Consider the following 26,481-nt stretch of genomic DNA (forward strand, 5'->3'; position numbering starts at 1 on the left):
GGGCGTTTCATTTTGGATAGATAAGGTTATTGAACCATTCGGACCTTTCAAGCTGGACATCAAATTTCATTCATTTAGAAACGGGGTGTGTGAACGATGAGTTTGCAACAACAGATCATCGCTGAATTGAAGGTTAAACCAAGCATTAATGAAGAAGAGGAAGTACGCAAGCGTGTTGATTTTCTGAAGACGTATGTGAAAAATGCGGGTGCCAAGGGTTTGCTGATTGCGATCAGCGGCGGTATTGACAGTGCAGTGGCTACGGCGCTTTGCAAACAAGCGACGGACGAGCTTACGCAAGAGAACAACCAAGAGTACAAAACGCTTGGTGTGTTCCAACCTTATGGTGAACAATCCGATATCGATCACAGCTACGCTGTAGCCAAAGCATACGATCTGAAGCATGTCGTGGAAACCAATATTGAAGATGCAGTTAACGAGATTGCGCTGGAAGTGGAGCAAGGCTTCAAATCCTTGGGCAGTCCACGCCATATGACTCACCAAGGCAAAGGTAACGTTAAGGCGAGAACTCGTATGGTTATGCAATATGCGCTTTCGTTTGAAGAAAACCTGCTCGTTGTAGGTACGGATCACGCGTCCGAAGCCATCACGGGCTTTTATACCAAATGGGGCGATGGCGCTGTGGATATCACGCCACTGAGCACTTTGAACAAACGTCAGGTACGCCAACTGGCAGCATATCTGAACGTGCCACAAGCTATTTTGGACAAGGCACCATCTGCAGGACTATGGGAAGGTCAGACGGACGAAGATGAGCTGGGGATTTCGTATGAATCGAACAGCGACTATCTTGAAGGCAAGCAGATCGATCCGGCTGCACAAGAGCGCCTCGAAGCGTTCTATACGCGTACACATCACAAACGCAATGCCATCCCTGGTATCTAATACGGTTGGATGAGCATGAGTGTTATAAGCTGTTAACACCAATATTGAAATACCGTCCCTCTTAGGGAATGCAAAAGAGTCACTGCTCACGCAGTGACTCTTTTTTTTGTATGGATTGAGGAAAAACAAAAATCCAGATGACTACTATATTAAAGATAAGTTAGCTATTCCAGTCTTTGATCTGTTGCAGGGTTTGGGTGATGGCTTGCTCCAGTTGCGGAGTGGTTTCTTTGAATGGATGTACGGTATTAAAGGTGTGGTTACCTTCAGGGATTTGGTGCCACGGGATATCTGGCCGGGCTTGAACTAGTGCGGCAGAACCGTCTCGCAGACGCTGGGGATCTTCTGTTCCCTGAATGAGTGCTACGTGTACAGGTGAAGAAGCCAAGCGATCAATGATAGCGTAACGTTCGTGATGCTTGTCCAGGTCTTCCAGAATAGACACGTCGAGTGGCATCTGCTGGCCTGTACGTCCGTTAACGACATGGCTACGGCCATGCGTACGCATTTCTTCTTTTTGCTCCGCTGTGAAGAGATCCAGATTGGTTACCCCATTCCAGGAGATTACACCGGCCACCTGCTCGGGATGATCGAGTGTATAGACGAGACTTACGCCCGCACCGCGGCTATGGCCAACCAGGTATACAGGAAGCCCTGTGAGTTCAGGTTGTGTAGCCACATGTTCCAGTACCAGGGCCAGATCGGCAAGCTCCCGGCTGTAGGTATTCACTGCGAACTTTTCAAGTTCAGAGAATTGCTCCAGATATTCGCCGATACCGTTGTGAGAGAAATTAAAGGTCAGCACATGATGCGTCTGGCTTAGCTGTGAAGCTGCATAGGGGAACATGCCCCAGTCTTTGAAGCCTTTGTATCCGTGAGACAGAACGATGACACCTTGAGCGGGTTGTTGTGCAGGGAAAAAGTCTCCGCGAATGATCGCATCTACGTCAGTGGGCAATTCAAAAGTTATGGGCATTATTCAGACCTCCTAAGAATTTCAGACGATTCCTGATTCATATTTTAGCATATATGGTAATGCGGATAGGTACTCGCTTCTGATCGCCCCTCCTGCTACAATAGAATACGTGTTCGGAGAGTTACGGATCATGTGATTGAATGGAGATCTTTTACAATTCATGTTCAAAAAGAGCGGTTTTCAGTACCAAGAAGATGGGACTTTTTGAATAACCTCTTACAGTATAAAAGATTAAGCGGGTGAAGCGTTGATGATATATGGCATAGGCAATGATGTGCTGGAGATTGGGCGTATGCGCAAGCTGCTGTTCGGTCGCCATGCGGAAGCTTTTGTAAAACGAATTTTAACACCAGCAGAGCGAGAGATCGCGGCTCAACGAGGGAAGCGGATGACGGAGTTTGTATCTGGTCGATTTGCAGCGAAAGAAGCGGTGTCTAAGGCATTTGGCTGCGGGATTGGTGGCATTATGGGTTTCACTGACATTGAAGTGCTGCCTGATGAGACAGGACGTCCAGTTGCTTCGCTGTCCAGCCAGGCTTGGGAACGTCTGCAGCTGCCATACGACAAGCAGTATGACATTCATTTGAGCATTACGCATCAGACGGAACTGGCGGCGGCCTTTGCGATCGTGGAGCAGATGGAAAAGTAGTTAGCTTGGCAATAGGAGAGGACGGAAATATGGGTTTAATGGAACAGAAACGACATTTCAGCGTCAATTTGCTGGATTGGTATATGATCAACCGACGGGATTTGCCATGGCGTCGCCACAACAATCCGTATTTTACGTGGGTATCGGAGATTATGCTTCAGCAGACTCGGGTCGATACGGTAATTCCGTATTTCAATCGTTTTATCGGGAATTTCCCGACTGTGCAGGCGTTGGCGGAAGCACCTGAAGAGGATGTCCTGAAAAATTGGGAGGGTCTCGGTTATTACTCCCGTGCACGTAATCTTCAGGCAGCCGCTAGACAAGTCATGGAGCTGCACGGAGGCGAAATGCCGCAGGACAAGCAGGACGTCTTTGCATTAAAAGGGGTTGGCCCCTACACGGCCGGGGCCATTCTCAGCATTGCCTTCAATCAGCCGCAGCCTGCGGTAGATGGCAATGTCATGAGGGTACTGTCCCGATACTTCCTCATCGATGAGGACATTATGAAGGGCAGCACCCGGGTGTTGATGGAAGAGCTCGCAGGAGAGCTCATTCCGGAAGGGCGGGCGCGTGATTTCAATCAGGCGCTGATGGAGCTTGGAGCGTTGGTGTGTACACCCAAAGCGCCGCACTGCCTGACTTGCCCGGTCATGGAGCAATGTTCCGGCCGCATCGCCGGAAGAGAGCTTACGCTGCCGGTCAAGACCAAGGCGAAGCCGCCGCGCCCTGAGCAGCGGCTGGTCGCGATTGTGGAGGGCCGCGGTGCTCATCGCGGCCAAGTGCTTGTGCGCCAGCGCCCAGACACGGGCCTATTGGCCCGCATGTGGGAGCTGCCGCATGTGCTCGCGGCGCCCGCCGCAGCGAGCAAGAAGGCGGCGCCGCTGGCGGATGAGCCGGCCATGGCATTGCTGGCCGGCAGTCTATGGGCGGAAGGCTTCGCTGCCCGCCCTGAAGGGCTGGCTACCCATGCGGACCATGTGTTCAGCCACATTGTCTGGAGCCTGCAGGTGTACAAGTGTACGGAGCAGGACCAGAGCAGTGAGCTTCCGCTGATCGCAGCGGAAGCCAGAGCCGCCTATGATGCACAGGCGGCAGCAAGGGAGGGCGCAGCCTCATCAGCGGCTGTGTCACCTGAGTCAGCCACAACGCATTCATCGGAGCCAGGCACGCCTAATGCGCAGAACATCTCAACATCGCTTAACGATGGAGAGATGTTGATGTCATCATCTGACGTTAGTGACCTAGCACTGAGTACTACGACACTGACAGGTAAAGGCGATGGCTTGACCTACCGCTGGATTGGTCCGGAAGATATGGACAAGATGGCGTTCCCCAACATATTTCTGAAGCTGATCAGCAGTTATTTTGCCGGAGCTTATGATCAAGTGAGTGATTAAATGGGGGAGCTAACGAACCTGAATGACGTTATCATAGCCAAATCAACCCAAAAGTGCGCATCAAAGCCCCTTTGGGGAAATAGCTACTCTGAGATTCGTTAGGTTCGCGATACGATGAAATATGGAGAAATAATGTGTCCTGGGTTCGTTAGAAACAAAACACCCATTAACTATAACTATAGCGATAGCACAAAGAGAGCCTGATCACGGTCACGACGACCGAATCAGGCTCTCTTTTATGTTAACTGTTGCATGCTAACAGTCTTATTTTGCAGAAGCGTAACGTTTGTTCACTTCATCCCAGTTGATTACATTCCAGAAAGCGGCGATGTAGTCAGGACGTTTGTTTTGGTAGTTCAGGTAGTAAGCGTGCTCCCATACATCCAGACCCAGAACCGGAGTCAGACCTTCGAAGAGAGGGCTGTCTTGGTTAGGTGTGCTAGTGATGGACAGTTTACCATCTTTACCAACTACGAGCCAAGCCCAGCCGGAACCGAAGCGAGTTGTAGCTGCTTTAGCGAAATCTTCTTTGAATTTGTCATAGCCGCCCAGTTCGCTATCGATAGCTGCTGCGATATCGCCTGTAGGAGCGCCGCCGCCGTTAGGTCCGATGATTTCCCAGAACAAGCTGTGGTTAGCATGTCCGCCACCATTGTTGCGAACCGCTGTGCGGATGCCTTCAGGTACGCTGTCAAGGTTAGCAATCAGATCTTCCAAGCTTTTTTCTTGCAGTTCAGGAGCGCTTTCCAGAGCTGCGTTCAAGTTAGTTACATAAGTATTGTGATGGCGATCGTGGTGGATTTCCATCGTTTTTGCATCGATATGTGGTTCCAGTGCGTCGTTAGCGTAAGGAAGTGCTGGTAATTGAAAAGTCATAATGAAATACCTCCTGAGATTTTAAGTTTTTTGAACAGGTACATATGTAATAATACCCTTGCCACTAATATTAAACCGCATTCGGGCTAATTAAGCAACATTTTTGTTTATTAAGTCCCCCGAAGTGTTGATCTAATGATGGGCCAGAGATAACAAACATATTTTACCCTTTATGAATATTTTTATGTGATTTTAGTAGAAATAAAAGCGAAAATATGAAGGATTTCATTGTAAACGGTTACAATTAAGCGCTTTCAAAAGAAAATGCGTGTTTTATGGAGTAAAGTATGGTTTAATTGACGAAGAAGCGGTATTTTCTCGTTTTTTGTCATTATATGAACATTGGGTTTTTGGTAAAAGGGAAATCCTTTTTGTAAAAAACCTCATCTAAGCTAACGAAAAGGGAGATTTAAGACATGCACGTTCGTTCCTTTCAGTTGAGTGATGCAAGCCAGATGACGGAGCTTCTCCAGGTTGCACTATCGGAAGAGTGTTATGAGAACACGATGGGCCCGTTTGCCCGTCAATTGTCATGGGATTCTGACCTGATCATGGTTGCGGAAGAAGAGGGAGACCTCGTCGGCGCTTTGATTGGTACGATTGATCACAATCAGGGTTGCATCTATCGTATTGCGATCCATCCAGACTATCGTCGCCGCGGAGTCGGCAAAACACTTGTCGAAGCCATGGAACAACGGTTCCAGCAGCGTAAAGTCAGCCAAGTATGGGTGGCGGGTGATGAGCACAACAAAGTAGCCATGCCTCTATATGAAGCAATGGGTTACGGTGCCAATCAGATTATGAGCGCTTTCCAGACTCTTAGTATTTTGTCCAAAGCTTAGTTTGCATGTTTAAAAAAAGAAATAAAAAAAAGATCTTCATTTCATATTAGGCATATCTCTTAACGTGTAAGAACGTGAGGGATATGCCTTTCTATTTATATGAGCGTTCTTCGCGTAATATTCGGTGTCTCCGAATTCGATTCAATCACTGCGCCTAACCCTGCTATATTTCACGATACCCAAGGTATTGGTGCTCATAACCAATTGTTTCACTCTCCCAAATGAAGTAGACTGAAATGGAGTATGAACATCCATTCTACACGTTTAATTCAACTAATTGATAAACGAGGTGTCCCTTTGAATTCCAATAACCTTTCAATGGAACATGTGACTTCCGAGGAACGTAACGAACCGCCAAAGCCTGAACAACCGGGGAAATCCTGGGTAGCCGAGCTGTGGGACTGGGTCAAAACGATAGTTGTTGCTTTTGTAATCATGATGCTGCTGAACCTGTTTGTGTTCAACCTGTCGATGGTTAAGGGACAGTCCATGCAACCGACACTGGTTGAGCGAGATCGCCTTTTCGTTAACAAAATTGTATATCATCTGGGTACACCTTCCCGATCCGATGTGATTGTACTTCGTGATCCAAGTGAAGGCGTGGAGAAGAAGGATTTTCTGGTGAAACGGATCGTTGGACTTCCGGGAGATACAATTGAAGTTAGGGATCACCATCTATATGTGAACGGCGAGCAGCAAGCGGAAACGTATACTGATATTGAAGTGCAAGACCCGGACTTTGGCCCAATTACACTTGCGCCGGATCATTTCTTCGTGATGGGGGATAATCGTCATGAAGGTAAAAGTAAGGATAGCCGAGTGTTTGGCAGTATTACATCTGATGAAATTGTAGGCAAGGCTGAATTTATTTTCTGGCCGTTTTCTGAATTGAAGAAATTGTAAAATGATTACAGGACAACAACTTCAGCGCGCATTTTGCGTTAAACCATATAGACTCGTTCCGTTTGAATTTAAGTATGCAAGGCATATATAGAAATTAACGCCTGTCCTCTTACCGTGAGGCGGGCGTTCACTATTTACGGAATAAGTGTCGGAAGAAAAGAGGAAAGAGAAATGACGAGCGTACAGACCGGGGCAGCAAATGCAGCCTCCGTATGGGAAAAGTTAAAGCAGGAGATCAAGGCAGCTGGCCCCGGACTGGGCATTGATGATATCGGATTTGCTTCGGCAGAGCCCTTCGTAACGCTAAAATCCATACTGGAACAGCATCGGGCTAAAGGATATGAATCCGGATTTGAAGAGCCTGATCTTGAGAAAAGGGTTCGTCCCGAGTTAAAAGATGGCGAGCCTGCTTCACTCATAGCGATAGCCGTGGCCTATCCATCGAAGATGGTCAATCCGCCGAAGTCGGAGCCGGGAGCCTACCGGGGGATTTTTGCCCGCTCCGCGTGGGGTCAGGATTATCATCAGGTTCTGCGTACAGCGATGGACAAGTTGGTTAATTTTATAAAGGAACGCGTACCTGAAGCCATGATCGAAAGTATGGTAGACACAGGTGCGTTGGTGGATCGTGCAGTTTCCCAGCGTGCGGGGATTGGTTTTAGCGCCAAAAATTGTGCCATTATCTCACCCAAATTCGGTTCATGGATTTTCCTCGGGGAACTGGTGACGAATATTCCTTTTCAACCGGACACACCTGTGACCGAAGATTGCGGTGAGTGTACGAAGTGTATCGATGCCTGTCCTACAGGAGCATTAGTGGGGCCTGGACAGTTGAATTCACAGCGGTGTATTTCTTTTGTAACCCAGACGAAAGGTTTCGTGGATGAAGAATTTATGCTGAAAATTGGCAACCGTCTATACGGTTGTGATACGTGTCAGATTGTTTGTCCGAAGAACCGGGGCAAGAACTGGGATCACCATCCCGAGTTTCATCCCGATCCGGAGATTGTGAAGCCACTGTTGCTACCACTACTGGACATCGGTAACCGGGAATTCAAGGAACGTTTCGGTCAGAGCTCCGCCGCCTGGCGGGGCAAGAAGCCGATTCAACGTAACGCCGTTATCGCCCTGGGCAATTTCAAAGACAAAAGTGCTGTACCCAAACTTACAGAAGTATTAAAACGTGATCCGCGCCCCGAGCTGCGGGGAACCGCAGCCTGGGCGTTAAGCAGAATTGGAGGAGAAGACGCCATGAGAGCAATTGGGGAAGCTGCCGCTAACGAACAAGATGAGAACGTACTAAGCATGCTGCAGAAGGCCGAGGAGCGACTGAGTTCGTCCGAGACCTTACCCAAACAGCCACAGGCTGAGCAAGTGAGTGAGAAGCAACCAGAGGAACAGAAGAACAATGAACATAATTCTATACAGGCGTTACAACAGGATTTGAAAATGGAAGCCGCGACGGAACCGGGTAGTGAGCAGTCTGCACAGCCCAAACCGGAAGCCGCGGCGTGGAAACCTTCAGCAGTTACAGGTCTTCATGGCAAGCCTGTATACTACGATGAGGTACTGACACCGATTGGTACACTCACGTTATGTGCTACCGATGAAGGACTGTGTCACATTGATTTTGGCGCCTTTCACGTACGCGAAGCCCACCTGCAACAATGGGCCCGTACCTGGATTGGCGAGTATCGATATGAGAAGAATGAAGAGAAGCTCAGCGAAGCTGCAAAGCAGTTACAGCAGTATTTTGCAGGGGAGAGAAAAACGTTTGATTTACAGCTTGATCGGCTTGGAACACCATTCCAGCTACAAGTATGGCAAGTTCTGTCCGATATATCTTATGGAGAGGCCTCATCACACCAACAGGTTGCGGAAATTATCGGCAGGCCCAAGGCTGTTCGTGCAGTTCTGGACGCCATTAGCAAAAATCCGATTCCGATTATTATTCCCTGTCACCGCATCAGCGGTAAAGACGGCACCCTGGTGGGTTATGTAGGCGGGCTGCAAACCAAGGAGCAATTGCTCGCATTGGAGCAGCAATCGTAAGAGCGGGGGACGTTCATGAAGTATGTAAACGTGGAGAGCGTGGAAGCGGGGGAGCTTCTGGGCAAGACGGTATATTCCAGTAACGGCACGGTATTGCTGTCTGCCGGAGTCCAGCTCACCGTATATATGGTCAATACGCTGAAGCGTATTGGCGTGACCATGCTATACATCCAGGATGAAGCGTACAAAGATGTGGATACAGAAGACATTCTGGATGAAACCACGAAACGGGCAATAATTAACGAAATGAGTGTCACACTTGAAGCGGTTCGTTCCGGGAAGGATTGGAGTCCCAGAAAAGTCGCCCTCAGTATAGAAAAGTTGCTGAATGATGTACTGAACGGGCGTGAACTGCTAGTGCAGCTCACCGATATTCGCACCAAAGACAATGCGCAGTATGTTCATGCGATGAATGTGTGTTTGTTGTCTTCGGTCATCGGAATGAATATGGGACTCAACTATAATCAACTGAAGGATCTTGCTGTGGGAGCACTGTTACATGATATTGGCAAAGTGGGGGAACCTCCCGGCAGTAGTTCTGCCGCCAATTCTTCGCTGCATCATACGTGGCGTGGATTCGAAGTGATTAAGAACAAGAGAGAGTTTAGTCTGTTGGTCGCTCATACAGCCCTGCAACATCATGAGCATGTAGATGGTACAGGCATGCCGAGAGGGATCAAGGGGAGTGACATTCATCTGTTTGCGAGAATCGTTAGTGTGGCTAATATCTATGATAATCTCATTAATGGTTTATCCAAGGACAGTTTGATGCCACATGAGGCCTGTGAAGAGATGATGGCGTTGTCTGGTACGAAGCTGGATCGGGACATTCTGATTGAGTTCAACAAGAGTGTATCCGTGTATCCCAATGGTACAGCTGTGAGGCTGTCCACTAAAGAGACTGGAGTCATTGTTCGTCAGCATCGGGGATTGCCAGGCAGACCTGTAATCCGAGTGGCGCGCGGTAGTACGCGTTATTCACTGGATGTGGTTGAAATTGATCTGGCTCAGCATACAACCGTTTTCATTGAAGCTGTCATGACGTAGCTAGTGTGCGGTTCAACTGGAAAATCCGTTTGCTCAAGGCGTGCGGAAATGCTATGATACTTTCAGGAAATCCGCTCTGTGTCAGGTTTGCAACATGTGTGTCGAACATCATGAAGTGACACAGATTATCAGGCTTTTTAGAATGCATACAGAGGTGTCTAAGAGATGGATATTGTTATACCGATTATTACATTGATTGTTGGTCTGGTCGGGGGATTTTTCATCGGGGTGTTCTACTTGCGTAAACAACTTGAGAAAATGCAAAGCAATCCGGACATGCTTCAGAAAATGGCGAAGCAAATGGGCTACAACCTGAATGGCAAGCAAATGCAGCGTGCCCAGCAGATGATGAAGAATCAGCAGCCAGGAGCAAAAATGCCTCAGCCGCAACAGCATCCTGCGCGTAAAAGTTCGGGCCGCCGAAAATAATAGCAGTGAATAACTGCTTAAAGTGCGTGTTCAAAAAGTTGGGTTTTCAGTACCGAGAAGATGGGATGAAGCTAGAAATGGAGTAGCGGAGCGTAGTAAACTACGTGAGCAACGGACATTTCGGCTGAATTTCATATTCGACGTTGATGATGCCGTTAGGCATCCATCGTAATCAAAAGCGTACTTTTTGAACAACCTCTTAAAGTATGTGGTTCGAAAGGAGGCGTTCGGCAGTGGCTGGCGTTAAAGATTATTTGAATTCAAAAGTATCCGACAATCGGGAGAAGATCGAGTATCATGTAGAGCAGATCCTGAAATTGATCGGAGAAGATAGTACACGTGAAGGGCTGCTTGAAACGCCTGCACGTGTGACCCGAATGTATGAAGAGATTTTTGGCGGATATGAAGTAGACCCGCGCGATGTGCTCGGTGTTACTTTTGACGAGAATCATGAAGAACTGGTTATCGTCAAAGATATTGTCTATTACAGTCAATGTGAGCACCATATGGCGCCGTTCTTCGGCAAGGTCCACATTGGGTATGTACCAAGCGGCAAGATCGTCGGTCTGAGCAAAATGGCTCGTCTGGTCGAAGCGGTAACACGTCGCCTGCAGGTTCAGGAACGCATTACTTCACAGATCGCTGACATTCTGACAGAGGCCGTTGAGCCTCACGGAGTTATGGTCGTGGTGGAAGGCGAGCACTTGTGCATGTGTTCCCGCGGCGTGAAGAAACCGGGAAGCAAGACGGTAACGTCTGCTGTACGTGGTTCTTTCCGTGAGAATCCGGCACAACGTGCGGAGTTCTTGTCTTTGGTGAAAGATTAAAATCAGGTATGTCCATTTGCTGGACAAGCCAGATGTGCAGGTTCCTTTGGTTTTGGAAGCAGCAGTTTCTAAGCCATTGGATGTGATATAAATAAGCCGTGTTCCCTGGGGAACCGGCTTATTTATATATGGCGTTTTTTTCACTCCTATATATACTGAATACATATGAATTCGTTAAGCCGGAGGTAATGGAACGATGAGTGAACCTTCCCATTCAGATCAACCGGTTCAGCCGGAAAAGGGACTACAAGCGGATCAACATGCTGCACTGCGTCTGCAAATCTGGGAGACACCACTCATGCGACAAGGCAGTAGTGTACTCGAAGCTTTTGCATGGGAAGAAGTCATGTGCCGGCGGGTTGGAGCAGGGCATCTGCCTGTTGCACATATATGGAGACACCCAGATGCCTTTGTAGCGGGTCTGCGTGACCGCAGGTTGCCACAGGCTGTAGAAGCCATGGAACAGATAAGAAGCCAAGGCACAGCGGTCTGTGTTCGTCCTTCCGGTGGAGCGGCGGTACCCCTGAACCCAGGGGTAGTCAATGTGTCGCTGATCCTGCCTAATCCCGGACATGCCATCAATATTCATGATGATTTCCGGGAGATGGCTTCGATTATTGCCGAGTCGCTAACGCCGTGGTCCAATCAGGCGCAGACAGGCGAAGTTCAGGGTGCATTTTGCCCAGGGGATTATGATGTCAGTGTAGGTGGCCTGAAATTCTGTGGTATTGCCCAGCGCAGGCAGGCCAAGGCGTATATCATTACGGCTTTTATCATCGTGGACGGTCAGGGTGATCAATTGGCAGCAGATGTGCGACAATTCTATCAGTATGCAGCAGGCGGGGCGAGTGAAGGATATCCCGATGTTCAGCCTGGCACGATGGCAAGTCTGAAAGAATTGGCAGGTGTACCTTCAGCTGCGGCATATACGGCGGCGTTGGTTCGAACACTGCGCGATCGCTATCCGCAGGCGGAGACCAGCAGGGTGCTTAGCGTTGGCTCTGAAGAAGTACGCCTGACAGCTGAGCAGATGAAGCTGCGCTACGATTAACACTTTTTACTAAGGCTTGGAATTGGTTAATAGAGATGATATGATGTGATTTCGGAAGGAGAGTGTTAGGATGGACACATTGAGATATACGTATTTATATGAGGTTGTATCAACAGGCGAAAAATCCGAGTTCAGCCAAATGGCAACAAGCAAGGAAGAGGCTGCTGCACTGATCGTTGCACGTATAGCCGATCTGGAGTTTACAGATGAGTCTGATATCAAGCTGGGCGATCTGATCTCCATTAGCAAACAGGTTGGCGACAACTATGTGGCGTGCGAGGGCTGTGCTTCTTAAGTGAGCATTTAGAAATAGGAAGTCTCTCAAAATACAAGCAAGTCTCTTTTACAGGAGGCTTGCTTTTTTGTATGCAAATTTTTTGAGGGGATGCGAAAAATAGTCTTTTTACATGGAAAATGTCGAGTAATGTTCAGAATTGGTTCAGAGCTGACAGTTATAATCTCTTCATAAACAGAAAGAGAAGGGACAGATTATAATGCAGCAGCAAGGTTACAAGAAAAACACTATTTTCAGGAGAGCAAATATGATATTACTGGTCTTCTTATTTGTCTGGGCCACCTTGCCCGGATTATTTGGACAGGCTGGGGTTAAGGCGAGTAGCTGTTTTGAAAACACAGAGATAGATGGGGCAGGTCAGCTATGGAATTTAATATCTACTCCCCAGGAATTGGACTGTGTACGGCAAGATTTGAGTGGAAATTTCAAATTAACTAATAATATTTCGAAAGAAGACATGGAAAGCTTTTTGATGGATTCTAGCACTCACACGATTCGCTCTTGGGAGCCTATTGAAGGGGCAGATGATGAACCTTTTACAGGGAGATTTGATGGAAACGGTCATAGTATAGAGGGTTTGACGACGCAGATACCAGATATGGAATATGTGGGTCTCTTCGCCAGACTGAAAAATGCAAACATCAGTAATTTGAAAATCGTTAATGCGAATATTGTTGGTAATGAATCTGTAGGTGTACTTGCGGGAAGATCCGATAATTCAATGATAGATAAGGTCCATGTAACCGGGCTGGTCAGTGGTTATTATCGGTCAGGAGGATTAGTAGGCTATTCTACTGGAAGTCTCATTAGTGGTAGCAGCGCAACGGTGGATGTATCTAGCCTTGAGAGTGCTAATGGAACGTTTGGAGGATTAATAGCTAGAAGTAAAAATGATATCATCGTCGGCAACTGGGCTTCTGGAAATGTATTGGTCCAAGAAAACGCCGATTCCGCTGGTGGATTAATTGGAAAAGCGGAGAACAGTAGCATCGCACGTAATTACGCGTTGGGCAATGTGGAGGGAAATTATGAGGTCGGGGGCCTCATTGGTGAATTAGAATATGAAAAGCCAATGAGTATTGTTAATAACTACGCTGTCGGCAAAGTTATATCCAAAGGTAATGGTACAAATGGAGACTTTAGTGCCGAGAAAATTGGGGGTTTGTTTGGCGCACTGGATTTAAACTTTGATGAGCCTAATGAAATCCTTGAAATTCATAGTAATTACTATGGAGGCTCTCTTGAAATCATAGACGACAGTACGGATGGACTTAGTATTGATTCAGGCAGTGTGGGTGCTTTTCTGGGTGAAAAGGGCATTACTAACGATCATGTGGAGTTTTTAAACAACTATTTTGTATCGGTTAATGATCCAGCATTTGAGCTTGACCAATCTAACTATGCTACAGGAAAAACTCCAGCTGAAATGCAACTTATGGATACTTTTAAAGAATGGGACTTCAATATTATTTGGGATTTCCAACTAGGAGTAAACAATGATTTCCCTGTATTACGGCCATATCCTGGTAACCAAACACCAGCACCAGCTTTTGAACCGGGTTATCCAATGTTGAGTACAGTTACGCCGTCAATGACCAAAATAGTCGTGAAGCTTAATAAGGCTGGAAGAGTATATTTTGACAATCAGCCTCTGGATGAATTATCCGACCAGACAAGTGAAACCACAAAGTTAAATGCAATAAGTCAACAAGCTTATGTTGATGTGCAAGCAAATGAAGAAAAAGCATATCTCATTAAAGATTTGAGTCCTGGTACTGATTATAGTATTTTTATTACTGCTGAGGACACACAGAGTAAATTAGTAGACTATCCAGAAAAAAGGAATTACAAAACTCATAAAGCTTCACCAATCATTCCGCATAATGTCATCGCAACGGCAGATGATGGTCAAGCGATGTTAACATGGACATTTGAACAAGGTGCTATGTACGAGTTATATCTATATGAAGGAAGCGAAGGACCAGAAGATCCAGAGGATTGGGTCGCGGTAGGAAACTATCAGAATCAGTTTGTTACAGGGCTGACGAACGGTATATCTTATGTCTTTGCTGTCAAAGCATATTATATCGAGGATGGTAGTGTATCCGAATTCATCCCATCCAATATGGTTACACCACAAGCAGCTGGGACGCCAGTGCTACCTGATGCACCTGAAACTATTGTTGCACAAGCTGGAGATGGAAAAGCTACTGTCTATTGGGCTGGAGTAATCAATGTAAATCAATTTGTACTCTATAAATATCAAGGAACCCAAGCCCCCCAAGATACGAAAGATTGGATTAAGGTTAAAAGTGGTATTGAAGCCGCATCTTATACTGTTGATGGGTTAACGAATGGTCTTCCTTATGTATTTGCAATACGATCATCGAATGAGAATGGGCTATCCAATTATAAGGTGTCCGGTCCTGTTACACCTAAAGGATCAGGAAATGAAGGTGGCGGAACACCTACACCAGGACCAACACCAACGCCTTCTCCATCACCATCTACACCTGTTGTAACTCCGGCACCGCAGAAGGAAGTTATTAAGGTAAACGTCGAGAATGGAGATCAAGCTGCTACCGTTGCATCGTTGGAGATCAGTCGCACTCGGGGAACAGATGGTACAGTGAAAGACGAACTTCAGCTCAATCAGAGTAAAGCACAGTCAATCATCGATCAGTTGAAGCAGACGGGTTCTAACACAGCAGTTATTCTTATTCCGGATGCAAAGGACGAAGTATCGCAATGGGACCTGACTCTTTCTTCAGGATCGTCTGCGTTGTTGGCTGAGCAAGGTGTGAACCTGGTTATTTCTAACCCTAACGTTCGTATCACAGTTCCAGCCAGCTCTCTTAAAGATAGTACAGATGATATCTACTTCCGACTGGTACCCATCAAAAAAGAGGCTGAACGTGCAGATATTCAAACGAGAGCACAAGCTAATGAGTCGATTATACAATTCGCAGGTACAAAGGATATTCAGATTCTTGGCCGTCCAATGACCATCGAAACCAATTTGCAGAGTCGTCCTGTAACGCTCGTATTGCCGGTTGTAGCTAACCAGCTTGCAGGTGTGAACTCTAAAGAGCTGGGTGTGTATATCGAGCACAGTGACGGGACTAAGCAACTTGTACACGGTAAACTGGTTACACTAAATAGTGATAATCAACAAGGTGTGGAGATTGAAGTAGACCATTTCAGTACGTTCTCCATTGTTAAAGTAAAAGACTGGGCAGACAACACCCTGAAAGAACAGCCTTATATTCAAGGGTATGCTGATGGCAGTTTCAGACCGGAACGCTCCGTAACTCGTGCGGAGATGGCTACGTTGATTTCCCGTGTTCTGGGTACGTCAATAGCGGAAGGGAATCACACGTTTAAAGACGTGAAATCTACTCACTGGGCACAATCGGCCATCGCGGCCGCTGCACAATCTGGTTATGTTAAAGGCTACACAGACGGCAGTTTTAAGCCGGATCAAGCAATGACTCGTGCCGAATTGGCAAGCGTGTTACAGCACTTGCTGAAGACCGAACAGACAGATGATACAACGAGTACATTTAATGATGTGAACAATCATTGGGCGCAGCAAGCCATAGCTCAGCTCAATGCAGCAGGAGTGATAACAGGATATGCGGATGGTACCTTCCGTCCTGGGCAGCCTGTAACTCGCGCTGAAGCTGTTACGATGCTCAACAAACTGATAGGTCTTGAATCTGCAACGAATGCAGCAAGACAGTGGTCGGATGTGCCGAATACACATTGGGCTTATAAAGCAATTGAAGCGGCATCAATCAGTCAATAATACTGATATATTAATATCAACGTTATACCAAAAAGAGATATCTTTCAGTCATTCGGCTGGAGATATCTCTTTTTTCTAAGCCATCTAACCCCAAGCTTAATAAGGCGGCCACAACAGCTTGCGTGCTGTTTCATACCGCTCTGCCACAGCTGGCCAGTAGACCACATTCCACCAGTCTTCAATATACTTTTTGCGTTCGTTCTGATGCTTCAGATAGTAGGCGTGTTCCCACACATCCAGTGGCAGGAGTGGTACGATGTCGGACTGGGACAGGTTCTGGTGTTTTTCCGCCTGCAAAATCTCCAAACGGTGTGCTCTCGGGCTCCAGACAAGCATCGCCCAGCCACTGCCTTCCACCTTGTTCGCAGCTTCCGTGAATTGATTCTTAAACGCTTCATAACTTCCGAAATCCCGCTTGATCTGCTCTGCGAGCATACCGGAAGGTTTCCCCCCGCCAACAGGGTTCATAATCGTCCAGAAGATCGTATGCAGATAGTGACCTGCCCCGTTAAAGGCGAGTTCACGTTCCCAGTGCTTGATGAGTTCAAAGTTATTCTTTTTTCGCGATTCCGCCAGCTTCTTCTCCGCTACATTTAGTCCGTCCACATAGGATTGATGGTGTTTGTCATGGTGGATACGCATCGTCAGCTCATCAATATGCGGCTCCAGCGCATTGTACGCATAGGGGAGGGGCGGCAGTGTGTGACCACCAATGGGAACCGGCTTTTCTTTGACGGGAGGTGAGGTAGAAACAGGCTGGCTCGAAGCACTTTCGCTGGGTGAAGGCTGAAGTGCTGCGGATTGGATCTGAGCTGAAGCAACAGGTGCATTTACATTTCCCTCTGGGGAAATTGGAGTTTCTGAAGCTTGGCGATGGACGCTTCCTGACCCTGAGGCATGTAATGCATTTTCCAGCAAAAGTGATGGCTCGGAATCCGTTTCTCGCAAGATGCCAGGTTGACCGAGCGTATCCAATACCCCCAGAAAATACTCCGATTCGCGGATAAAATGCAGAATGAGTACTTTGGCAAGCGGAACAGCTTGCACAGCAGCACTTTGCTCCAGAAGAACATACAGCTGTTTGATGAACTCCCTTGATTGCTGACGAGCTGCCGCCACAAGTTGATCGATACAACGAATGATGTAAGGAGCGGGCGGATGGGTTGCGGGTAATAGTTGTTTTAAAATCTGATTCGCTACTCGCTCACTGTTTGCAAAGGTAGCCTCCCATTCCTCCAATAGCTTGACGTATGCGGGCTCCAGATCAGGAACCAGTGCACGAATAACGAGCGTATGTTCCTTCTCCTGCTCTTTCCAGAAACGAATTTCCTCCAATATCCGCAGAGGCAGCAGGTGACCATATTCATACCAGTTCATGTACGTTAGACCTCCTTCAGATGAAATTCAAAATGCAAAATAGTTCATACAGGTAACCTAATCCGACAAATGATCTATGCGTTCAGACCGTCTGTTCATGCGTCCCAAGAGTATATTCCGATAGTCTGTTGTCCTATGAGTGCAAAAAAAAAAGAGCCCCTGAGGGCTCTGGAATTAACGAAAAGTTCGATGATTGAAATTTGGTTATTGTCCACTATTCGTGTTTTGCACATCGTCACTGCTTGTCTTCGTTACATGACTCAGGAATGTAGAGACACGACGAAGGTATTCTTTCGGATGCTCCCGGAAAATAAGTTCATGATGCGCGTCCTGGACAATCCATACATCCGAGTACGGATTAGTCTGATTGGCAGCGAGCTGCTCTGCAATCGGGTAAGGTGCCTTCTCGTCCTCCGTACCATGAATGAAGAAGATCGGGAACGGATAGTCCTCTTTTTTCACTTCCTGATAAGGGATCTGTTGCAATCCGGTACCATTCAGAACAGGGAACAACAGTTTCATAATCTCCAGTGTAGGCTGACGCGGAAGATCGATCTGGTTGTGAATGTTGTGGTACAGCGTATCTGGCTCCAGCAGGAACGCACTGTCCAGAATCATTGCATCCACTTCCTTCGTAATAAGTCCCGTTTGTAACGCTGTACCGGCACCCATCGAGAAGCCCCAGACAACCAGTTCCTGTGCACCACGTTGCTTGGCGAACTGGATCGCGCCCAGCAATTGCTGTGACTCAGCTTTGCCACCTGTGGCTACAGCTTTGTTCACCTGTGAGGCGAAGCCATAATCGAACATGACCACGTTGAACCCGAGTTGATGGGCATAATGTGCCAGGTCATACATGGGTACCCATGTTTCTTCACGATTGGCACCATAGCCGTGACTGAAAATAATCGTTTTGCTCGCGGCATTGTCAGCAGGAATATACCATCCTTGCATCGTTCGACTGCCATCTGCTGCCGGGAACGTGATGTCTTCATACTTCATGTTCTTGGCTTGCATCGGATTGGAGAAGACGGGTGCTACCGTTGGATTGGATAATACCCATGCGATATAACCATGCAGTGCAATAAAACAAAACAGTAGAAAAAATACAACGGAGAGCAGCAACGCTACGATAATATGTTTGAACCGAATCAGCCTCGGTGATAGCGAAGAGGGCAGATCGGACACTTTTGTTTGCAGCGGGGCTTCGCTCTGGGATGTTGGATACATGAATGCCCCTCCTTTGAAGTTCAGTTGAAGATAACAACGACATGAAAAGAGAATTGCGTCTATTTCAGAGCCTGCTTCAGAGCGATATCTTAATGTAATGTATCTTTATCGTATGTTCCAATATAGTCAAAGTCAATTGATTGAGGGCATTTGTTACGCAATTGTTATATAGTTCTTAAGATATATGGGTAACATTACCTTAGTGTGTAAATTACAGGGGATTAAGTCTTATAAAAAGGAAAAATTTACACTATAACCTCTTCGGGTATTGGCTCTTTTTGGTTTACAGATGAGACCGTTTCTCATATAATTTATGTAACCAAGTTTCATGTGATGAAACATGAGGAGGGCATTATGCCATGGAAGATCGAAAGTTAACCGTCCGGGCTGTGGAACGGGCGCTGGATATATTATTATGTTTTACCACACGCAGTGATCTTGGACTCACCGAGATTGCCAGCCAGATTGGCTTGCACAAAAGTACAGTGCACCGCCTGATGGCGACGCTGGAGGATCGAGGGTTTGTCATCCGGGATGCGGCAACGGAGAAGTACCGACTTGGCATCCGAATATGGGAGTTATCCGCTCATATGTCCCGAAGTGATGATCCGGCTATTCTACTGCTGCCTGCGATGGAGCGACTGAGAGATCGATTGGGGGAGACGGTAAGTCTGTACCTGCGTGATGGCAGTGAACGGATTCGTATTCAGGCTGTGCAAAGTGATCAGGCGATCCGCCGTGTCGCTCCCGTAGGCGTTAGACTCCCGTTGTCTGTCGGGGCTTCCAGCAAAGTCTTGATGGCTTTTGCCACGGACGAGGATCGTGAAGAACTGATGAACGGACCAGAATGGCCGGTGTTTATTGATCCGGCGGTGTATTTGGCACAGATGGGAGACATCCGGGATAACGGATATGCCACGAGTTACGAGGAACGTGAGCCGGGAGCTGCCGCAGTATCGGTACCGATTATGGATCGTAGAGGTAATATTGCAGCTGCCCTCTCGGTCTCAGGGCCTGTCAGTCGACTCTCGCAGGAGACATTGCATGAATACGCACCTGTGTTGAAGGATGCAGCTACGCAAATGGGACTCATGTTATCCTGATGTTGAGGTAAGGTTTTTCTCCAATGGAGTTGGTCATTTGGAATATAAAGGTTGTTTTTATGTTCCGGTTGCGCTACTCTGTTATGGACGGCCCAGCGGGGCCAGCTTCATTGAATATGAACTGCGGCGTGTGTATGCCGTAACTTGTTAACGTTACTGGGGGAGTCCGAATTGTCCGGACTGAGACGGAATCGCATGAGATTCCGGACCCTTTGCACCTGATCTGGATCATACCAGCGTAGGGAAGTAATCGGCGATATGACCACAACCACCACATGATGTGACCCTTGTAGAGCTCCGTTAAGGAGCTGCATAAAGGTGCATTATTGGTGTTGGACATTAAAAGTCGGTTCCTTCGGGGACCGGCTTTTTTATATACAGGGAACAGGCGATATAGCACGTACTCCAGGGACTTCTTTTTCAATAATCTGCGAAAGTGGGCTTGGATGAAGAGAGAAGTCACCATAGATCCATGATCTGTGGTAACCTCCGTTCTGTTGTTAACTGTACATGAATGATGTCTCCTCTGGTCTGGTGTAGGATCGCTCTTTCTTCTCTGCATTGCGCATGATTTGGAACAGGTACGTAACCAAGCTAATGATGATACCAACCAAACCAAGCGAATGTACACTAAGGAGGAGACAAGGGAACATGAGTACAGGAAATCAAACGGGACAACAAGCGATGGAACAGGAACATAATGGTCAGCCGGTGGAAAAAGAAATAGGAGCGGCCGGACGGGTTCAGCCCTTTCCCGGTAGCCGCAAAGTCTACATTCAGGGCTCACGGCCGGACATTGCTGTACCGGAGCGTGAGATAGCCCTTCATGACACGAATACTCCCCAAGGGGTGGAGCATAACGAACCGCTGCGTGTCTACGATACGAGCGGCCCGATGACCGATCCCGCATTTCATGTGGATATCCGTGCAGGTCTGCCATCCCTGCGCACTCGCTGGATCACAGAGCGGGGCGATGTCGAGGCTTATCAGGGACGCACAGTTAAACCGGAGGATAACGGACTGAAGGCTGGTGGGAAGAGAGCGGGAGCCGAGGAGTACCCTGGATTACGCGGCAAACCGCTGCGGGCACAGATCGGACGTTGCGTGACCCAGATGCACTACGCGAGGCAGGGAGTCATTACGGCAGAGATGGAATTCGCCGCAATTCGTGAAGGCGTGGAACCGGAATTTGTGCGGCAGGAGCTGGCGAGTGGACGGGCCATTCTGCCATCGAACATCAATCATCCAGAGAGTGAGCCGATGTTGATCGGTCGTCATTTTCACGTGAAGATCAATGCCAACATAGGTAACTCTGCCGTATCTTCCTCCATTGAGGAAGAGGTGGAGAAGATGACTTGGGCGGTACGCTGGGGATCGGATACCGTGATGGATCTGTCCACAGGCAAAGACATTCATACCACCCGGGAATGGATCATCCGCAATTCACCTGTGCCGATTGGCACGGTGCCGCTGTATCAGGCGCTGGAGAAGGTGAATGGCGAAGCGGAAGCGCTGACCTGGGAGTTGTACCGTGACACGCTCATTGAGCAGGCAGAGCAGGGCGTGGACTACTTTACGATTCATGCAGGCGTGCTGCTACGTTATATCCCGATGACCGCCAAGCGAATGACAGGCATTGTGTCTCGAGGCGGGTCCATTATGGCGGCATGGTGCCTTGCGCATCATCAGGAGAATTTTTTGTACACCCATTTTGAAGAAATCTGCGAGATTATGAAAAGGTATGATGTGGCATTTTCACTGGGAGATGGACTCCGTCCAGGTAGTATCTACGATGCCAACGATGAAGCACAGATGGCGGAACTGGCTACGCTTGGGGAACTGACGCAGATCGCGTGGAAGCATGATGTACAGGTGATGATCGAAGGTCCGGGGCATGTGCCGATGCATAAGATCAAGGAGAATGTGGACTTGCAGATGGAGATCTGTAAAGAAGCACCCTTCTACACACTTGGGCCGCTAACGACCGACATTGCGCCAGGGTACGATCACATCACGTCCGCCATTGGGGCGGCCATGATTGGCTGGTTCGGCACGTCCATGCTCTGTTATGTTACGCCAAAAGAACATTTGGGCCTGCCCAACAAGGATGATGTGCGGGAAGGAGTTATCGCCTACAAGATCGCAGCTCATGCCGCCGATCTGGCAAAAGGTCATCCACGTGCTCAACGCCGCGATGACGCATTGTCCAAGGCACGCTTCGAATTCCGTTGGCGTGACCAGTTCAATCTGTCGCTGGATCCGGAACGTGCGCTGTCCTACCATGATGAGACGCTGCCAGCAGAAGGGGCCAAGGAAGCTCATTTCTGCTCCATGTGCGGACCGAAGTTCTGTAGCATGCGCATTACGCAGGACATTCGTGCCTTTGCCGCGGACAAAGGATTGTCTGATCATGAGGCTGTAGCAGCGGGCATGCAGGAAAAGGCCGAGGAATATCGAACACGTTCCTAGGCGTCACTACAGCGTAAGCTGGGCAGTCTGAAATAGAGATAAAGCCGTCTCTCTCTGTCATTGCAGAGAAGAACGGCTTTTTTGATTCTGTGACATGAGTTTATTTTAAACTAGGCTAGTGCTCTCCATGTTCTTCAGAATTAGCTTTATGATTGTTCTGGGTCCATATCTTATACAGAATGCCTGCGATAACAAATAGGAGGGCGTCACTGAGTTTAGGAGCTCCTCCATATAGAAATGCAGAGCAGGCAAAACCCACTATAAACAGTACAATAATATAGAGGAAACGCATATTAGTTCACCTCGTTAATGAATGGTGTTAGTCAGTAAGTGATTTCATTGCGGAGCCAAGCCCAAATTCTTCTCCAAATACGCCGCAAGCAATGCCAGCGGGCTATGAATCGCAATTCCCGTGTCTAACGTAACCTGTGCAGCTGCGGGAGCCATAGAGAGCTGGGCTGCAACTAGCCTTTTACCGGGATACTGTTCAGCAATCTGTTGTAAGCCTTCACGTACCGCTTCGAGGTACCCTTTCTGATCTCCACGCATAATCAACTCAAATGTCCCAGGGATGCACACCGCTTCCGTCTGAGATACCTTGGCAACGTGTAATTGCCCACTCTCATCCTCATGCTGTTGCTGTAACGCCTGATTCACCCGTGCCATCGTTCCTTCAACGGTTGCCGGGTTGGTGAACACGATGATGAACTCTCCCGGTACTCTCCGCATTTCCTGCAATAGCGGATCATCTATGCCAATCACCGGCACGGGGACCTGTTTGGCTTCCTGCTCCAATACTGTCGCAAATAGGGTGCAAGTGACCAGAATGGCATCGGCATGACACTCAGCGATCCATTGGAGCGTCTGGGCTACCTTCTCATGAATAACGGCATCGGAAAAGTCAGCATCATGTTTAAGACGATCCAGACCTGGATCGACGTAATGGACCAATTCTATATCATATTGAGCAAGCGTCTCTTCAATCAATGCGATGTTGGAATAATGAGCGTGAAAACAACCAATGGTGATCATGTGATAAGTCCCCTTTTACAGTTCGGATATGTCATGGATCTCGTAGATATTTAAACCATTATAGAAACATGACTGAGGACTGTACAGTCGTTTATTGCTCAACGCCAATAACCGCCATTCCGCCAAGCTGCGGAAAGACGGTTGATAACCGGACTCGAATACGGTCAGGTGTCCATTTTATCGAAGGGAAGGAGAAGCATTCTTCTTCGCCATTTTTTGCTGTAAAATTTCATGAAAGGATAGACCTTGAGTGTTCTCATTCTCCTTTTTAGGAGCAGTGGTCGCCGTGTTGCGCGGATATTGGTGGTGGTACGGGATCATTTGCTGAATAGGCATGCGGATCATCTTGGTTCCTCCTTTGATGCATTTTTTGAATTATGTATTTCGACTGGTGATATTGCCAGGTGCGCATATAGGTACATATGACTTGTTAGACGAAATAGATGACTTTAGAATGTAATTCCAATTGGATTGTAGTGATTTTACCCGGTTTTAAGGAGATGTAAACGTTTTTAGGGAAATTCAGGAGGAAAGGACCTGATATGAGAGGTTTGATATGGGAGGATCGAATTGGTTGTTATGTGAATAGTCCCAATTTTAAGGAAGTCAATGGTACCCGCATATGAGGCATATTGTCTGGTTGAATGATGCAAAGCATGCTAACTAACTTGGTACCATGGTCGGGTTGTTTCGATGGTAATGTAGTTCCGGATATAACAAAAACCAGCTAATGTTTGTCAAGCATTTCTGGTTGGATGAGTTCTCTTTTCGTGATATACTTTTTCCGACCAACACGAATAACCTCCACGGCTATGGAGGTTTTGGTTAAATATGGATTACACTTGGTAGGGCTGGCTCTTCTGCAAGATGGCGAAAATGTGATGCAACAGCTTGTTCGCGCAGGCAATTACGGCCACCTTGCAGGGCTTGCCCTCTTTTCTTTTTTTATCGTAGTACGACCGGATTCTTGCATTGGCATTCTTTCGCATTCCGCATTGCACCGCTAAATACAGTGAACGTCTAAGCCTTTTCGAGCCTCTTTTCGTGATTCGTGTACTGGTCGCTGTGAACTTTCCCGAACTGAAAATCCCTGGGTCAAGGCCTGCAAACGCCACAAGTTGCTTCGCATCACTAAACTGTTTTACATCACCTAGTTCAGCTACAATGGCTGCGGCCAGTTTCGTTCCAATCCCCGGAATACTTTTCACCAGTTCAACCTCGGGCAGACCTTTCGCCATGTCCTCCATTTGCTTTTCAAGCTCCTCCAGCTGTCGGATCATCGTCAATAATAAAGAGACCATTCCGAGCAGTGCCTTGCTTTGAGATGGGCTACGCCGAGTTTCTCCCCATTCACCCACTATTGCCTCCAGTTTTTTGGCTTTTTCATTGACCCATCTCTTGGAATGGGATCGTCCCGAATTTCCCTGAATGACTTCATTCCAATTCGTCACACTTCCCTCCAAACAATGAGACAGCACCGTCAATGATGTTGTTGAAAACACATTGTAAAATATCTGCTCATACGCCGGAAACACTTGCTCCAGCAAGGCTCTGCTGTTCAGCTTCGCCTGCACAAAGATTCCCGTGACAAACTCATGCTGCCGAGTCAAATGCTGTAGCTCTGTAAACATCTCATCCCAATTTCGATGCGGCTTCACGTCGCCGCGATAGTACATCTCTGCCAGATGCCAAGCATCTGCAGCATCTGTTTTAACTTTGCGTAACTGCGTTCCCTTGGCTCGCTTGGATTGCAAGGGATTCACAATGTAGTAGGTGTAGCCACTCCGATTTAGACAGGATACCAAAGCACGATGATAATGTCCCGTCGCTTCCAAAACGACCACTGGAGCAACACCTGTTTCGACTTGAAGCGCGCCTAACATCTCCGTAAATTGTTCGAACCCACTCGCTCCATGCGCAATGACTACTGCTTTACCAACGGGCTCATTTCGTTTTCGAAATGCCTGTACCACACTTGAACCTTTAGCGACATCTACACCGACAACAGGTTCCATGTCCTCACTCCTTATCTTTCGTTTCGCCGGTCCTTTCCACGATGGTTCCAAACCCATAGCTTCGCTTGTTATACGGGGTCAACTGCCCCTACCAGCCCAAACATGGTCTTTTGGAGGTCGTGGGAGAACTGTTTTTGTTACGAGGTCCAAGCCCCTAAAGCCGCCACGTTCTCCCGGCTCCCCCCATCGTAAAACGACCACAAAAAAAGGCCAACCAGTAATTACTGGCTAACCTGATAATACGAAAAACTGCCGAGCAAACTCGGCAGCTGATGTGATATGAAGAAGGATGCGAATTAACTTTGATTCTGTCTGAGATGTATATCTTACTCTTTATCTAGTTTGGCGAACAGCGATGTATATATCCACTTGTACACTTTCGGGATTCAGGCTGCGTTCATCATATAATTCAAAATCCCCGGTGAACGTACGATCGCTTTGTTTATCCCATGCCCACACGGCGCCCCAAGCTTCGCCAACAACCTCTGCCATCGGTCCTTTTCTGGAAGTGAATACGGCGTAAGTTGCAGGAGGGAACAGAATGTCATTCAATCCTTCAGGTAATGTTTCATCAGAGCTGACCTCATGCCCCACTAGTATGGTGTACTCTCCAGTAATGCCATGGGTGTAATCTGCGTAACAGCCATAGCGAGCAACTTCAGGTGCAGGGAGGTGCTCTGAGGCAAAATAATTGTTCCAGAGTCCCTGAATATAGCCTTTGCCACTGATCTCAATGGCGTTGGTTGTGCGGGCGGATACGCCGGCAAGACGTTTGCCGGGGAGCGTGACATAACGAACGGGCTGGGCAGAGAACGAATGATCTGTTGTTACCTGACCCGGATGAGTAGCAGCAGCTGAGTTCTCCGTCAGAGAATTTGCATGCTGATCCGTTGTATTTGTGCGCCAACGTTTCAAAAAAGGAAGCTGGTTACGCAGCATCGAACGAGCCGATTCTTCATCCATGCCCTCGTCCTTCAGAATGGCAGTGCACATCTCCGTCATGCTTTCGAGTGAAATACCGGGCTGCTCGAATTTTCCCTCTTTGTAACAATAAATACAGTATTCGCGGGTTGTGCTTCCATCTGCTTCCGTTCCGAATTGGGCAGGGGTTGTGAGCGGCATGCCGCAGCTTTGACATACAGTGACGTTCATGATTAGTTCCTCCTTGTATATGTACAGATTGAATATATCTGAAGT

General features: G+C 47.7%; 22 protein-coding genes and 1 riboswitch. Of the genes, 14 read left to right on the forward strand and 8 right to left on the reverse strand.

Annotation, left to right across the window (positions count from 1 at the left end; all coding sequences use genetic code 11):
* Positions 1-96: 96 nt before the first annotated feature.
* Positions 97-906, forward strand: a complete 810-nt coding sequence (gene nadE / locus MHI06_RS03135) for an ammonia-dependent NAD(+) synthetase (RefSeq protein ID WP_169482764.1) — start codon at positions 97-99, stop codon at positions 904-906.
* 160 nt (positions 907-1,066) lie between these two features.
* Here nadE and MHI06_RS03140 read toward each other — a convergent pair whose 3' ends face one another.
* A complete protein-coding gene (locus MHI06_RS03140; RefSeq protein ID WP_340400381.1) occupies positions 1,067-1,882 on the reverse strand; it encodes an alpha/beta fold hydrolase in 816 nt (271 codons plus the stop codon).
* A 250-nt stretch (positions 1,883-2,132) separates the two neighbouring features.
* Between MHI06_RS03140 and acpS the strand changes: the two genes are divergently transcribed.
* Positions 2,133-2,531, forward strand: coding sequence for a holo-ACP synthase (gene acpS / locus MHI06_RS03145; protein WP_340400382.1), 399 nt, complete (start codon positions 2,133-2,135; stop codon positions 2,529-2,531).
* Positions 2,532-2,560: 29 nt separating this feature from the next.
* Entirely contained in the window at positions 2,561-3,928 is a 1,368-nt protein-coding gene (gene mutY, locus MHI06_RS03150; RefSeq protein ID WP_340400383.1) for an A/G-specific adenine glycosylase, read from the forward strand.
* A gap of 264 nt (positions 3,929-4,192) precedes the next feature.
* Here the strand turns inward: mutY and MHI06_RS03155 are convergent, their stop codons facing one another.
* Positions 4,193-4,804 carry a superoxide dismutase gene (locus MHI06_RS03155; RefSeq protein WP_017690783.1) on the reverse strand — a complete coding sequence of 204 codons (612 nt, stop codon included), beginning with the start codon at positions 4,802-4,804 and terminating at the stop codon, positions 4,193-4,195.
* 416 nt (positions 4,805-5,220) lie between these two features.
* Between MHI06_RS03155 and MHI06_RS03160 the strand changes: the two genes are divergently transcribed.
* From MHI06_RS03160 to MHI06_RS03200, 9 genes are all read left to right on the forward strand, one after another.
* Entirely contained in the window at positions 5,221-5,646 is a 426-nt protein-coding gene (locus tag MHI06_RS03160) for a GNAT family N-acetyltransferase (RefSeq protein ID WP_340400384.1), read from the forward strand.
* Between the two features lie 297 nt (positions 5,647-5,943).
* Entirely contained in the window at positions 5,944-6,549 is a 606-nt protein-coding gene (lepB, locus tag MHI06_RS03165) for a signal peptidase I (protein WP_340400385.1), read from the forward strand.
* Positions 6,550-6,720: 171 nt separating this feature from the next.
* The gene (gene queG, locus MHI06_RS03170; RefSeq protein WP_340400386.1) at positions 6,721-8,601 is read left to right on the forward strand and encodes a tRNA epoxyqueuosine(34) reductase QueG; all 1,881 of its coding nucleotides are present in this window, start codon (positions 6,721-6,723) and stop codon (positions 8,599-8,601) included.
* 15 nt (positions 8,602-8,616) lie between these two features.
* Positions 8,617-9,648, forward strand: coding sequence for an HD domain-containing phosphohydrolase (locus MHI06_RS03175; protein WP_340400387.1), 1,032 nt, complete (start codon positions 8,617-8,619; stop codon positions 9,646-9,648).
* Between the two features lie 165 nt (positions 9,649-9,813).
* Positions 9,814-10,077 carry a YneF family protein gene (locus MHI06_RS03180; RefSeq protein ID WP_017690778.1) on the forward strand — a complete coding sequence of 88 codons (264 nt, stop codon included), beginning with the start codon at positions 9,814-9,816 and terminating at the stop codon, positions 10,075-10,077.
* 233 nt (positions 10,078-10,310) lie between these two features.
* Positions 10,311-10,904, forward strand: coding sequence for a GTP cyclohydrolase I FolE (gene folE, locus MHI06_RS03185; RefSeq protein ID WP_036668229.1), 594 nt, complete (start codon positions 10,311-10,313; stop codon positions 10,902-10,904).
* Positions 10,905-11,100: 196 nt separating this feature from the next.
* The gene (locus tag MHI06_RS03190; RefSeq protein ID WP_340400388.1) at positions 11,101-11,955 is read left to right on the forward strand and encodes a lipoate--protein ligase family protein; all 855 of its coding nucleotides are present in this window, start codon (positions 11,101-11,103) and stop codon (positions 11,953-11,955) included.
* Between the two features lie 70 nt (positions 11,956-12,025).
* The gene (locus MHI06_RS03195) at positions 12,026-12,250 is read left to right on the forward strand and encodes a hypothetical protein (RefSeq protein WP_036614132.1); all 225 of its coding nucleotides are present in this window, start codon (positions 12,026-12,028) and stop codon (positions 12,248-12,250) included.
* A 199-nt stretch (positions 12,251-12,449) separates the two neighbouring features.
* Positions 12,450-16,058, forward strand: a complete 3,609-nt coding sequence (locus tag MHI06_RS03200; RefSeq protein WP_340400389.1) for an S-layer homology domain-containing protein — start codon at positions 12,450-12,452, stop codon at positions 16,056-16,058.
* 96 nt (positions 16,059-16,154) lie between these two features.
* Here the strand turns inward: MHI06_RS03200 and MHI06_RS03205 are convergent, their stop codons facing one another.
* Both MHI06_RS03205 and MHI06_RS03210 read right to left on the reverse strand, forming a co-directional pair.
* Positions 16,155-17,435 carry a Fe-Mn family superoxide dismutase gene (locus MHI06_RS03205; protein ID WP_340400390.1) on the reverse strand — a complete coding sequence of 427 codons (1,281 nt, stop codon included), beginning with the start codon at positions 17,433-17,435 and terminating at the stop codon, positions 16,155-16,157.
* A 204-nt stretch (positions 17,436-17,639) separates the two neighbouring features.
* The gene (locus MHI06_RS03210) at positions 17,640-18,665 is read right to left on the reverse strand and encodes an alpha/beta hydrolase (RefSeq protein ID WP_169482755.1); all 1,026 of its coding nucleotides are present in this window, start codon (positions 18,663-18,665) and stop codon (positions 17,640-17,642) included.
* 359 nt (positions 18,666-19,024) lie between these two features.
* Between MHI06_RS03210 and MHI06_RS03215 the strand changes: the two genes are divergently transcribed.
* A complete protein-coding gene (locus MHI06_RS03215) occupies positions 19,025-19,768 on the forward strand; it encodes an IclR family transcriptional regulator (RefSeq protein ID WP_017690772.1) in 744 nt (247 codons plus the stop codon).
* 148 nt (positions 19,769-19,916) lie between these two features.
* Positions 19,917-20,030: riboswitch (TPP riboswitch) on the forward strand.
* A 422-nt stretch (positions 20,031-20,452) separates the two neighbouring features.
* The gene (gene thiC / locus MHI06_RS03220; protein WP_340402044.1) at positions 20,453-22,237 is read left to right on the forward strand and encodes a phosphomethylpyrimidine synthase ThiC; all 1,785 of its coding nucleotides are present in this window, start codon (positions 20,453-20,455) and stop codon (positions 22,235-22,237) included.
* 336 nt (positions 22,238-22,573) lie between these two features.
* On the opposite strand, the gene MHI06_RS03225 is transcribed toward thiC, so the two are convergent.
* The 4 genes from MHI06_RS03225 to MHI06_RS03240 form a co-directional block, all read right to left on the reverse strand.
* Entirely contained in the window at positions 22,574-23,269 is a 696-nt protein-coding gene (locus MHI06_RS03225) for an aspartate/glutamate racemase family protein (protein ID WP_340400391.1), read from the reverse strand.
* A gap of 177 nt (positions 23,270-23,446) precedes the next feature.
* The gene (locus MHI06_RS03230) at positions 23,447-23,614 is read right to left on the reverse strand and encodes a hypothetical protein (RefSeq protein WP_017690769.1); all 168 of its coding nucleotides are present in this window, start codon (positions 23,612-23,614) and stop codon (positions 23,447-23,449) included.
* A gap of 491 nt (positions 23,615-24,105) precedes the next feature.
* Positions 24,106-25,284, reverse strand: coding sequence for an IS110 family transposase (locus tag MHI06_RS03235; RefSeq protein ID WP_340400392.1), 1,179 nt, complete (start codon positions 25,282-25,284; stop codon positions 24,106-24,108).
* A gap of 333 nt (positions 25,285-25,617) precedes the next feature.
* Positions 25,618-26,436, reverse strand: coding sequence for a zinc ribbon domain-containing protein (locus MHI06_RS03240; RefSeq protein WP_340400393.1), 819 nt, complete (start codon positions 26,434-26,436; stop codon positions 25,618-25,620).
* Between the last annotated feature and the right edge of the window lie 45 nt (positions 26,437-26,481).

The sequence above is a fragment of the Paenibacillus sp. FSL H8-0079 genome, from assembly GCF_037991315.1.
Classification (GTDB): Bacteria; Bacillota; Bacilli; order Paenibacillales; family Paenibacillaceae; genus Paenibacillus.

Bases quoted from the DNA above. Each gene is read 5' to 3' on its own strand.
- nadE (WP_169482764.1), top strand. From the start codon at position 97: ATGAGTTTGCAACAACAGATCATCGCTGAATTGAAGGTTAAACCAAGC.
- MHI06_RS03140 (WP_340400381.1), bottom strand. From the start codon at position 1,882: ATGCCCATAACTTTTGAATTGCCCACTGACGTAGATGCGATCATTCGC.
- acpS (WP_340400382.1), top strand. From the start codon at position 2,133: ATGATATATGGCATAGGCAATGATGTGCTGGAGATTGGGCGTATGCGC.
- mutY (WP_340400383.1), top strand. From the start codon at position 2,561: ATGGGTTTAATGGAACAGAAACGACATTTCAGCGTCAATTTGCTGGAT.
- MHI06_RS03155 (WP_017690783.1), bottom strand. From the start codon at position 4,804: ATGACTTTTCAATTACCAGCACTTCCTTACGCTAACGACGCACTGGAA.
- MHI06_RS03160 (WP_340400384.1), top strand. From the start codon at position 5,221: ATGCACGTTCGTTCCTTTCAGTTGAGTGATGCAAGCCAGATGACGGAG.
- queG (WP_340400386.1), top strand. From the start codon at position 6,721: ATGACGAGCGTACAGACCGGGGCAGCAAATGCAGCCTCCGTATGGGAA.
- MHI06_RS03175 (WP_340400387.1), top strand. From the start codon at position 8,617: ATGAAGTATGTAAACGTGGAGAGCGTGGAAGCGGGGGAGCTTCTGGGC.
- MHI06_RS03180 (WP_017690778.1), top strand. From the start codon at position 9,814: ATGGATATTGTTATACCGATTATTACATTGATTGTTGGTCTGGTCGGG.
- MHI06_RS03190 (WP_340400388.1), top strand. From the start codon at position 11,101: ATGAGTGAACCTTCCCATTCAGATCAACCGGTTCAGCCGGAAAAGGGA.
- MHI06_RS03195 (WP_036614132.1), top strand. From the start codon at position 12,026: ATGGACACATTGAGATATACGTATTTATATGAGGTTGTATCAACAGGC.
- MHI06_RS03200 (WP_340400389.1), top strand. From the start codon at position 12,450: ATGCAGCAGCAAGGTTACAAGAAAAACACTATTTTCAGGAGAGCAAAT.
- MHI06_RS03205 (WP_340400390.1), bottom strand. From the start codon at position 17,435: ATGAACTGGTATGAATATGGTCACCTGCTGCCTCTGCGGATATTGGAG.
- MHI06_RS03210 (WP_169482755.1), bottom strand. From the start codon at position 18,665: ATGTATCCAACATCCCAGAGCGAAGCCCCGCTGCAAACAAAAGTGTCC.
- MHI06_RS03215 (WP_017690772.1), top strand. From the start codon at position 19,025: ATGGAAGATCGAAAGTTAACCGTCCGGGCTGTGGAACGGGCGCTGGAT.
- thiC (WP_340402044.1), top strand. From the start codon at position 20,453: ATGGAACAGGAACATAATGGTCAGCCGGTGGAAAAAGAAATAGGAGCG.
- MHI06_RS03225 (WP_340400391.1), bottom strand. From the start codon at position 23,269: ATGATCACCATTGGTTGTTTTCACGCTCATTATTCCAACATCGCATTG.
- MHI06_RS03230 (WP_017690769.1), bottom strand. From the start codon at position 23,614: ATGATCCGCATGCCTATTCAGCAAATGATCCCGTACCACCACCAATAT.
- MHI06_RS03235 (WP_340400392.1), bottom strand. From the start codon at position 25,284: ATGGAACCTGTTGTCGGTGTAGATGTCGCTAAAGGTTCAAGTGTGGTA.
- MHI06_RS03240 (WP_340400393.1), bottom strand. From the start codon at position 26,436: ATGAACGTCACTGTATGTCAAAGCTGCGGCATGCCGCTCACAACCCCT.